Below are 2,595 nucleotides of genomic sequence, written 5' to 3'. Positions count from 1 at the left end.
CGCCGGATCAGGTCGTCGACGAGCCGTTCTGAAACAACAACGGGGGCTTCATCACCCCCGTTTTACTTCGTGCCTTGAACATCATTTAGCTTGCTCATTGCCCCATCGATTTACGTGCTCACGCTCAGATGGCGACGCGATGGGTGTAGCGGCCCAGGTAATCGAGCACCTGGGCGGCCCCGCCAAACGGTGGCTTCGCGTAGACGACCCACTCCGCGCGGGCAGCGGGCGAGAGCCAGGCGGCAAACGCTTGCGGATCGCGCAATGGCTTGAGCTGGCCATGGAAGCGTAGTGCGTCAGCGTCGAACGCGCGGCGTAGCTGCTCGAGAAAGAGCCGCCGGAAGAGCCGCGAGAGGACCCGCACGTGCAGGAAGAAGCCCGGACGGCAGGCGATCCAGCGCTCGCCGTCCGACGCAATGCCGCCGCCCGGTATCACGCAGTGCACGTGCGGATGGTGCAGCAGATTCTGGCCCCACGTGTGCAGGACCGAGAGGAAGCCGATCTCTGCACCCAGGTGCTTCGGGTCGGCGGCGATCGTGCGCAGCGTTTCGGCGCTGGTGCGAAACAGGATGTCATAGATCGCCCTCTTGTTCTGGTATGCAAGCGCCGCGACGGGCTCGGGAAGCGTGAAGACGACATGGAAATACTCGACCTCCGGGAGCAGTTCGGCGCGCCGTCGCTCGAGCCATTGTGCGCGAGCGAGCGACTGGCACTTCGGACAGCAGCGATGTCGACACGAATCGTAGGCAATACGCTGATGGCCGCAGGTATCGCACTGCTCAACATGTCCGCCGAGTGCGGCGGTGCGGCACAGCTCGATGGCGCTCATCGCGCGCCGCTGGGCACGACTCAGGGCGCCGGCATGGGTCTGCCGGTACTGTGGGCCGCAGCGGCGGAAGATGTCCGCCACCTCGAGCGCCGGGCGCATCGATGGCTTCAGAAGTATGCGGGCGGTGTGGGCTCAGGCGGGGTGGGTGCGGGATGCGGCAGCAGGTCAAAGGGACTCGGAGTCGCGCACACGGTGCTGGTGGCCACTTTGAGATAACGCGAGGTCGTGGACAGGGACCTGTGGCCCATCAGCAGCTGGATCCGGCGCACGTCAGTGCCGGCTTCCAGCAGATGCGTGGCGAACGCGTGGCGCAAAGAATGGGGTGTTATTGGCTTCTGGATCCCGCTGCGCTTGCGTGCAAGCTGGCATGCCAGGCCCACGGCATCACGGCTGATGGGCTGTCCGGGAATCTTGCCCGGGAATAGCCACTCCCGCGGATGAGCGTCCCGCCAGTACAGTCTCAGGATCTCGAGCAGCCTCGGCGACAGCATTACGTAGCGATCCTTACGGTTCTTCCCTTGGTTCACACGGACGACCATGCGCTTGCTGTCGATATCGGTGACCTTCAAATGCACGACTTCTGACACCCGCAGTCCGGCGGCGTACGCGGTCATCAGGATGGTGCGGTGCTTGAGACTTGCGACCGACTCGAAGAAGGTGGTGATCTCCTCGAGGCTGAGGACGACTGGCAGTCGGACCGGCTTCCTCGGCAAGGGAAAGTCATCGTCGCTCCAGTCGCGTTTGAGTGTCACGCGGTAGAGAAAGCGCAGTGCGCCGATCGTTGCGCAGAGACTGGCGGGGGCCAGCTTGCGCTCTTCACGGAGGTAGACGAGCCAGGCCCTGATCTCCTCGGGACCCAGCAGTTCGGGCGAACGGCGAAAGTGGCGGGCGAAACTGGATACCTGAATCAGATAGGAGTTCTGGGTATTCTCCGCAAGGTTGCGGATCTGCATGTCATGTAGCATGCGTTGGCGCAGTGGCGTCATGGCGAGCCTCCTGGAAGCAGTGGGTGCAATGCCCAACCGGGCGTTCACATACTGCTCCTGGCGATACTGCCCACCACCTTGCCGGGGTTCGGCTCCAGACAACCCTCTTCATGAAACGTCAGCCATGGACCTGTGTCCACCTCCCACTACCGCGTCAGCGGTTTAGTACAACGCATACTAATGCGTGTATGCGTGGAAGATGGTCGTGATGTCAGGTTCGTCAGGTGAATACGTAGGGCTCAACCAGCCTGAAGCCGCCCACCCTAGAGGCAACGCCCGGTTTTCGTCCCATAATCGGTTGCAGCATTGTCATCTTTTCGTCACGGTACTGGGTCGTTCGTAATAACGTAGATCACGTAGTTTCGTGTTGCGTGAAGACAAAGAGATCTGGATTCCGCTCATTGTGAGTGAATGAGGGCGAATGAATAAGGGGGCGTGACTGCAGCCGCGCTCCGATGTCCCGGACCAAGGTTCCCGGTTGAGACTAGCATGTAGAACAGTCATCTCATCCATCGCGTGGCTTCATGACGCCAACCCGGTTCGTGTAAGTCTGGCTTGGCGGTTAAAAAGCGCGACGCGTGGCAATGATCTGTATTTGGAAAAGGTAGGTTGACGCAAATCAATTTGTGAGTTTGGTGCGTCGGGTACTCTTCCTTAGAAGGTGTTATGCACTTTTGTTAAGGGATGCAAAGTGGACGAGCATAAGCACGGAGAACACGACGAAATGCAGACCTGCCAAGGTTTCGGGCAAGCGCTCGTAGTCTCTGGTCAGTCGGCGGA

At 60.7% G+C, this 2,595-nt stretch carries 1 protein-coding gene and 2 pseudogenes; all 3 read right to left on the bottom strand.

Annotated elements, in window-relative coordinates:
* Positions 1 to 127: 127 nt before the first annotated feature.
* Positions 128 to 928 (bottom strand): annotated as a pseudogene (locus tag VSR34_RS37745) (IS91 family transposase); the annotation flags it as partial.
* 8 nt (positions 929 to 936) lie between these two features.
* Positions 937 to 1,815: a site-specific integrase gene (locus VSR34_RS37740; protein ID WP_342965155.1), complete on the bottom strand. Its 879-nt coding sequence runs from the start codon at positions 1,813 to 1,815 to the stop codon at positions 937 to 939.
* Between the two features lie 664 nt (positions 1,816 to 2,479).
* Positions 2,480 to 2,595, bottom strand: a pseudogene (locus VSR34_RS37735) (IS5/IS1182 family transposase); the annotation flags it as partial.

This window comes from Paraburkholderia sp. JHI2823, assembly GCF_038900695.1.
Classification (GTDB): domain Bacteria; phylum Pseudomonadota; class Gammaproteobacteria; order Burkholderiales; family Burkholderiaceae; genus Paraburkholderia; species Paraburkholderia mimosarum.
This window is presented reverse-complemented; position numbering and strand designations above follow the sequence as displayed.